The sequence below is a fragment of the Actinoplanes sp. NPDC051633 genome, assembly GCF_040681735.1.
Taxonomy (GTDB): domain Bacteria; phylum Actinomycetota; class Actinomycetes; order Mycobacteriales; family Micromonosporaceae; genus Actinoplanes.
Map to the genome: position 1 here is coordinate 1 of NZ_JBFAZH010000277.1, position 7738 is coordinate 7738.

At 72.5% G+C, this 7738-nt stretch carries 5 protein-coding genes; 2 read left to right on the forward strand and 3 right to left on the reverse strand.

All coding sequences use genetic code 11. The features are described 5' to 3' along the window. Window positions 1–2318 (reverse strand): BTAD domain-containing putative transcriptional regulator (locus AB0M20_RS17445; protein WP_364299219.1); only part of this gene is annotated, 2318 nt, incomplete at its 3' end. A gap of 58 nt (window positions 2319–2376) precedes the next feature. On the opposite strand from AB0M20_RS17445, the gene AB0M20_RS17450 reads away from it, so the two are divergent. Both AB0M20_RS17450 and AB0M20_RS17455 read left to right on the forward strand, forming a co-directional pair. Then, window positions 2377–3153, forward strand: coding sequence for an alpha/beta fold hydrolase (locus AB0M20_RS17450; protein ID WP_364299221.1), 777 nt, complete (start codon window positions 2377–2379; stop codon window positions 3151–3153). 44 nt (window positions 3154–3197) lie between these two features. After that, window positions 3198–4619, forward strand: coding sequence for an FAD-dependent oxidoreductase (locus tag AB0M20_RS17455; protein WP_364299223.1), 1422 nt, complete (start codon window positions 3198–3200; stop codon window positions 4617–4619). On the opposite strand, the gene AB0M20_RS17460 is transcribed toward AB0M20_RS17455, so the two are convergent. Together AB0M20_RS17460 and AB0M20_RS17465 are read right to left on the reverse strand one after the other, a co-directional pair. Further along, a complete protein-coding gene (locus AB0M20_RS17460; protein WP_364299225.1) occupies window positions 4581–5435 on the reverse strand; it encodes an SWIM zinc finger family protein in 855 nt (284 codons plus the stop codon). The genes AB0M20_RS17455 and AB0M20_RS17460 overlap by 39 nt on opposite strands. Beyond that, window positions 5435–7738, reverse strand: a 2304-nt coding sequence (locus AB0M20_RS17465; protein ID WP_364299227.1) for a DEAD/DEAH box helicase, incomplete at its 5' end; no start/stop codon positions are given. The genes AB0M20_RS17460 and AB0M20_RS17465, both read right to left, overlap by 1 nt.

Here is a 7738-nt window from a genome sequence, read left to right on the forward strand (position 1 = left end):
CGCGAGCTCAACGCCGCCGCCTCGGTCCACCGGTCGCAATCCTCGAGCACCCGCTCGAGCAGCTCGGCCGACTTCGTGAGCTCGCTGCGGTCGGTGAGCGCGTTGGCGACGAACCACATCGCGCGCTTGTCCGTCATCTCCGGCAGCGTCATCTCACCGCCCTGCAGGATCGTGAAACCGGCCAGCCAGACCGCCGCGACCGGATCGCCCGCGTGCTTCTCTAGAGCGGCCCGCGCCTCGGTCAGCCGTCCGCGCAGGAACCAGTACCAGGTCAGCGCCACGGCCAGCCGAACACCGCCGCGTGCCAGCGCCGCTCGCAGGTTGGCCGTCTCCGTGTCCAGGCGGGCCAGCCAATCCTTCTGGCCCGGCCCGCGCAGCTCGGGGTCGGCCCGCTCGGCCAGCTCGGTGAAATAGCGCGCGTGCCGGGCCCGCGTCGCCTCCAGATCGGGCACCCGCTCCAGGCAGAACGCGGCCACCGACTCGAGCAGCCGATAGCGCGGCGCCGGCCCGGTGTCGTCGACCGCCACCAGCGACCGGTCCACGAGCCGGGCCAGCACGTCGAGCTCGGTCTCGCAGACCACCTCGGCCGCGTCCGGCGTGCAGCCGTCCCGGAACACCGCCATCCGGGCCAGGGCGGTCCGCTCCTCGTCGTCCAGCAGATCCCAGCTCCAGCCGATCACGGCGGTCAGGGTGCGCTGCCGTTCGGGCAGATCGCGCTGCTGCGTGGTGAGCAGCCGGAAGCGGTCGTCCAGCCGCTGCACGACACCGTCGACGCCGAGCGCGCGGACCCGGGTGGCGGCAAGCTCGAGCGCCAGGGGCAGCCCGTCGAGGCGCCGGCACAGCTGGGCGACGGCGGGGGCGGTGCGCTCGTCCAGGTGGAAGGTCCGGTGGTGCGCTGAGGCGCGGACCGCGAAAAGGCGCGCCGCGGCCGATCGCCGCACCGCGTCGACGTCGTGCTCGTCGGCGGGCAGCGCCAGCGGCGGCACCTCCCACACGTGCTCGCCGGCCAGCCCCAGCGGCGCGCGGCTGGTGGCCAGCACGGTGACGCGTTCGGCGTCCCGCAGCAGCCGTGCGACCAGGCCGGCCGCCTCCTCGATGACGTGTTCGCAGTTGTCCAGGACCAGGAGAAGATCTTTGTGGCGTACGGCGGACAGCAGGCGATCCTCGGCCGCGACGGAGGCACCGGCCGCCTCCCGGACGTCGAGAGTCGCCAGCACCCGCTCGGCAACGCCGGAAATGATCTTCGCGCCGCCGCCTCCCCCACCCGGGCTCAGGGTGGGTCGCCCTGCGCGAAGGCCGCCGCCTCCCCCACCCCGGCACTGGGTGGGATCGACGTTAGCGCCCGGCTCCGACGATTCCCGCGGCTTGTCCACAGGCGGCAGCGGCGACAGCTCGACCAGGTGCGCGCCGTCCGGGAAGTCCAGCTCCCGCGCCACCTCGACGGCCAGCCGGGTCTTGCCCACGCCGCCCGGCCCGACCAGCGTGACCAGCCGCCGCCCGCGGACCAGCCCACGGACCTCGGTGACTGCCTCGGCCCGGCCGACCAGCTCGTCCAGCCGGGCCGGCACGTTGTTGCGCACCCGCGCGGCGGGCGGCGGCGCGCTCAGGCCGGTGTCCTGCGCCAGGATCTGCCGGTGCAGCGCCACCAGCTCCGGCCCGGGGTCGAGGCCGAGCTCGTCCGCGAGGCGTTCGCGCAGGTCCCCGTACACGTCCAAGGCCTCGGCCTGGCGCCCGCCCGCATAGAGCGCCCGCATCTGCAGCCCGCGCAGACCCTCGCGCAGCGGGTGCCGGGCGACCAGCTCGGCCAGCTCGGCCGCGACCAGGTCGTGTTCGCCGCGGGCCAGCCGCGCGTCGGCGAGCCGCTCCCGCACGGCGAGCCGCTGCTCGGCCAGCCGGGTCGCCTCGGCCCGCGCGAACTCGTAGTCCGCCACGTCGGCATAGGCGTCGCCCCGCCACATCTCCAGCGCCTCGGTCAGCCGTGCGGCCTCGACGAGGGCGACGAACCGGTCGGCGTCAACCTCCTCCGGGCCGGTGCGCAGCACGTACCCCGGTGGCCTGGACTCGATCAGGTCGCGGGCGCCCGGCTCGGCGTCGTTCAGGGCCTTGCGTAGCTGAGAGACCCGCACCTGCAATGCGCCGGAGGCGTTGACCGGTGCGTCCGTACCCCACAGGTCGTCGATCAGGCGGTCGGCCGAGACCACGGTGTTGCGGTTGGTCAGCAGCGCGGCGAGCAGGACGCGGACCTTGACGCCGGGCACCACCACGGGCTCGCCGGCGTCCGTGCTGACGGCGAGCGGACCCAGGACGCCGAACCGCATCCGCCCACCTTAAGGCGACCGGAAGGAGACCGTAAGCGCTGGTCGGCACGGTATTCCCATGACATACGCAACCGTGAACGGCCTGGACATGTACTACGAGGAGCACGGCACGCTCGAGGGGCGCCCGGTCGTGCTGCTGCACGGCGCTCTCTCCGCCATCGGCACCTCCTTCGGCGAGATCCTTCCGCTGCTCGCCAAGACCCGCCGCGTCATCGCCGTCGAGCTGCAGGCGCACGGCCGCACCTCCGACGCCGACCGCCCGCTGACCGTCGAGGGGTTCGCCGCCGACGTCGTGGCCCTGCTCGACCATCTCGGCGTCGAGCGGGCCGACTTCTTCGGGTGGAGCATGGGCGCGGGCGTCGCGCTGCAACTGGGCACCCACCACGCCGAGCGGGTCGGCAAGCTGGTCCTGGCCTCGGTCAGCTTCACCGCCGACGGCCTCCACCCGGGCCTGCTCGACGGCATCCAGGAGCTGGAGCCCGAGCACCTGCACGGGTCGGAGTTCCACGAGGAGTACCTGCGCATCGCCGCCGACCCGGCCGGCTTCCCCAACCTGGTGGCCAAGTGCAAGGCCTTCGACGCGGACGTCCCGGAGTGGTCGGCCGACGAGATCCGCGCGATCGCCGCGCCCACGATGCTCGTGCTGGGCGACTCGGACATCATCCGCCCGGAGCATGCCGTCGCGATGTTCCGGTTGCTGGGCGGCGGCGTGCCGGGCGACCTGCAACCCATGCCCGCCTGCCGGCTCGCCGTGCTGCCCGCCACCACACACACGTCCATCCCGCAGCGGGCCGATTTGATCGCACCGATGGTGCATGAATTTCTTTCAGCTTAGCGAGCTAGAGTCGACGATCGTCGATCTAGTGCGCAGGAGTACGGATGTCCACTGCTCGTCGCTTCGCGGTCCTGTCGTCGGGCGTCGCCCCCCCCGGACAGCGGGTCCTGTTCCGCCGGGCCGTGGTGCTGGGCGGCAGTGTCGCCGGGCTGATGGCGGCGCGCGTGCTCAGCGATCACGCCGACGAGGTGCTGATCATCGAGCGGGACGATCTCGCCGCCCTCGACGTGTCCGATGCGGACATTGCCGCCGATCCGGTCGGAGCGACCGGTCCCCGCCCGGGTGTGCCGCAGGGCAGCCAGGTGCACGCGCTGCTGCCCTCCGGGCAGATCCAGCTGGAACGCTGGTTCCCGGGTTTCGTCGAGGCGGCGCTGGCGGCCGGTGCGGTGAACCCGCCGCCGGACGCCCACCGGTTCTACATGGACGGCGATCTGCGCGCCGCTCCGCAGGGCGCGACCGGGATGCCCGGGCTGATCTCCAGCCGGCCGTTCCTGGAGGCACTGATCCGGCACCGGGTGCTCGCCCTGCCGAACGTCCGCGTCCACACCGGCGTGGTCGAAGGGCTGATCGTCAGGGACGGCGTGGTCACCGGGGTGCGGCACGCGGGCGGCGAGGAGGAGGCCGGCTTCGTGGTCGACGCGACCGGGCGGTCGAGCCGGCTCAGTGACTGGATCGCGGCGTACGACTTCCCGAAGCCGCCGCTGCAGCGGATGGGCATCAAGTTGAACTATGCGACCGCGCTGTTCAAGCGGCCGGCGGACCCGGACGTGTGGACCGCCATCTCGATCACCACCCCGGCGCCGGGGCGGACAGCGAGGATCGCCGGCTTCACCCCGATCGAGGGCGACCGGTGGACGATGCTGATCTCCGGGTACGCCGACGACCGGCCGAGCCGCGACAGCGACGACTACCGCCGCCGCTGCACCGACGACTTCCCGGCCGAGTTCGGCACCGTGGCGACGACCGCCGAGCAGGCGAGCGACGTGCTGACCTACCACCAGGCGGACAGCCGGCGCCGCGACTTCCACAAACTCGACCGCTTCCCGGCCCGGCTGGTCGCCGCGGGCGACGCGGTGGCGTCGTTCAACCCGGTCTACGGCCAGGGCATGACGTCGGCGATGCTGCACGCCTCCTGCCTGTCGGAGTATCTGCGCTCCGACCCCGACCTGACCCGGCCGGCCGTGTCCTACTTCGCCGACGTGAAGATCGTGGTCGACGCGGCCTGGCAGATCTCCACCATGCCGGACCTGGGCCTGCCGCACGTCGACGGCCCCTACCCGAAGGGCTACAAGGCGATCCGCTGGATCAGCGGCCTGGTCTACAAGGCCTCGCAGAAGGACCGCGAGCTGAACCGCAGCCTGGGTGAGGTGACGACCATGCTCGCCCACCCGAGCTCTTTGACCAGTCCGAAGGTGCTCTTCCGTGCCCTAGCCGCTGGAGTCCGGGCCGCCGGAGTCCGGGCCTGACCCGGCGAGGTCTCGGTAGGCCGGGCGGAGCAGGTCGGTCAGCGGGATGTGCCGGATCCGGATCGGCGGGGCGTCCAGGGCCCGCAGCAGCAGCTCCGGTGGCGCGGTGACCCTCGACGGGCGCTCGCGGAGGCGGCTCAGCGAGATCGCGGGGGAGTAGAAGTCGGCCAACCGGTCCTCCAGCGCGGTGTCCGGGACGGCCAGCGGGTCGATCGCCTCGGCCGGGTCGGGCGTCGCGCGCAACGCGTCCAGCAGCTCGTCGCGGCTGCGACCACGCCAGGCCAGCACCAGGAACGGGTCGTCGTCGAAGGCCTCGGCCAGCACGTAGAGCACGGCCGAGGCGTGCTTGCAGGGAACGCTCCAGTCGGGACAGCTACACACCATCTCCACCGTGGAGGGGAACAGCGGCAGTGCCAGTTCGTCGAAGACGTCGACGATCTCGTGCGGCATGGTGCCGGCCAGCAGCGCCGCGCGGTACAACGCCTGCCCGCCCAGCGCCGACAGGACCGACGTCCACTGTGTCTCGTCGTAGGCGGCGATGGTCAGCGTGACGACGTACGGGTCCGGCCGGGAGCCCTGCACCCGCCCGCTGACCCGGCCCGGCGTCAAGGTGAAGTCGATGACCTGCCCCTTGCGCGCGTAGGTGCGCCCCCGCGCGAGTCGCCCGGGCGGGCAGATCTCCTCGAGGATGTCCACGAACCGCCGCGACCACCACTGCTCACCGATCTTGCCGCGCTGCGCCCGCACGGCCAGCCCGCCGTCCACCTTGATCGGCTGCCCACCCTCGAAGAAGCGCCCCTCGGGATCCACCGGCATCAGGCCACCGCCGCCCGGTCGAGCGCGAACAGCTCACGCAGCTGATCGGTGGACAGGTCGGTGACCCACTCCTCGCCGGTGCCGACCACCGACGCGGCCAGCGCCTTCTTCCGCTCGATCATCGCGTCGATCTTCTCCTCCAGCGTGCCCGTGCAGATGAACTTGCGGACCTGCACATTGCGTTTCTGCCCGATCCGGAACGCGCGGTCGGTCGCCTGGTCCTCGACCGCCGGGTTCCACCACCGGTCGTAGTGGATGACGTGGTTGGCCGCGGTCAGGTTGAGCCCGGTGCCGGCCGCCTTGAGCGACAACAGGAACAGCATCGGCTCGTCGTCGGTCTGGAACCGCTCGACCAGCGCGTCCCGCCTCGCCTTGGTCAACCCGCCGTGCAGCCACAGCACCGGCCGGTCGAGGTGTGCCGCGAGGTAGGGCTGGAGCATCGACCCGAACTCGCTGTACTGCGTGAAGATCAGCGCCTTGTCGCCGTCGGCGATGATCTCCTCGGTCAGCTCCTCGAGGCGGGCCAGCTTGCCCGACCGTCCCGGCAGCCGGGACCCGTCCTTGAGCAGGTGGGCCGGATGATTGCAGACCTGCTTGAGCTTGGTCATCGCGGCGATCACGTTGCCCCGCCGCTGGATGCCCTCGCTGCCCTCGATCACCGCCATCATGTCCTCGACCACGGCCTGGTAGAGGGTGGCCTGCTCGGCGGTCAGCGTGCACCACGCCTTCATCTCGTCCTTGTCGGGGAGGTCCGAGATGATCGACTTATCGGTCTTGAGCCGGCGCAGCACGAACGGCCCGGTGGCCCGCTTGAGCGCCGCGGTGGCGTCGGCGTCCTGCCGGCTCTCGATCGGCTCCTGGAACCGGCGCCGGAACCGCTTGGCCGGCCCGAGCAGCCCCGGGTTGGCGAACTCCATGATCGACCAGAGCTCGGCCAGGTGGTTCTCCACCGGCGTGCCGGTCAGCGCCAGCCTGGTCCTGGCCGGGATCGCGCGCACCGCCTGCGACTGGCGGGTGCCGCTGTTCTTGATCGCCTGCGCCTCGTCACACGCCACCCGGCCCCAGGCGATCTCGCGCAGCGCCTGCAGGTCGCGCAGAGCCGTGCCGTAGGTGGTGATCACCAGGTCGGCGCCGGCCACCGCGGCCAGGAACTCGTCCTCCCGCTTGCGGGTGGCGCCGTGATGCACATAGACCCGCAGGCTCGGCGCGAACCGCGCCGACTCCTTCTGCCAGTTGCTGACCAGCGACATCGGGCAGATCAGCAGGGTCGGCAGCACCGGCTGCTCCGGCTCGTCGGCCAGCTCCACGGGCATCCGCTCGCCGGGCACCCGCTCGGCGAGCAGCAGCGACAGCGTCTGGGCGGTCTTGCCGAGCCCCATGTCGTCCGCGAGGACGCCGCCCAGCCCCAGGCGCGCCAGGAAGTGCAGCCAGGAGAGACCGCGTTCCTGGTACGGCCGCAGCACCCCCTGGAACGCGGCCGGCGTGGGCACCGGCGACAGTCGCTCGGCCGCCCCGCCGAGCAGGTCACCGAGCATCCCGTCGGCGTCCACCTCGACCAGCGGCAGATCCTCGTCGCCGCCGTCCACCACCTGCTGGAGCACCTCGCCGGCGGTGATCTCGCCGGTCCGCCGCCGGTCGACCGCGCGCAGCGCCGCCTTGAGCTGCCGGTCGTCGAGCTCCACCCACTGCCCTCGGATGCGCACCAGCGGCACCTTGAGCCGGGCCAGCTCGGCCAGCTCCTCGGCGGTCACCACGCCGTCGCCGACCACCAGGTCGATCCGGAAGGAGACCAACTGGTCCAGGCCGAACCCGGAGTCGGCCACGGCCCGCGACGAGTCCTTCTTCGTCCGCGACCGGGTGGTGAGCTTGAGCCCCACCGCCTTGCGCCCGGCCCACTTGGGCAGCAGCACCCCGAAGCCGGCCGCCTGCAGTAACGGCGCCGCGTTCCGCAGGAACTCGTGCGCCTCGTTCGTCGCCAGCCGCATCGCGGCCGGCTGCGGCTCACGCAGCGCGACGTGCAGCAGCGGGAAGAGCCGCACGGCACGGCCCAGCCCCGCGAGCAGCGTCTCGTCGGGCCGCTGCGGTAAGCCGGGCATCCGGCCGCCCTCCCACAGCGCGGCCGCGGGCAGGTAGACGCTCGGATCCTCGGCCGACTGCAGCGCGAACTCGAGCGCCCACTCGTCCTCGCCCGGCGGCGGCTCGCTGAGCCGGAAGCTGACCCGGATCGGCCCGTTCGCCTCGTGGGCCGCGCGAAGCCACCCCTCCAAGGCGCGGCGCAGCTCGGCCACCTCGGCGGGCGCCGC

Coding starts and splice junctions, on each gene's coding strand:
- AB0M20_RS17450 (WP_364299221.1), top strand. CDS start 2,377: ATGACATACGCAACCGTGAACGGCCTGGACATGTACTACGAGGAGCAC.
- AB0M20_RS17455 (WP_364299223.1), top strand. CDS start 3,198: ATGTCCACTGCTCGTCGCTTCGCGGTCCTGTCGTCGGGCGTCGCCCCC.
- AB0M20_RS17460 (WP_364299225.1), bottom strand. CDS start 5,435: ATGCCGGTGGATCCCGAGGGGCGCTTCTTCGAGGGTGGGCAGCCGATC.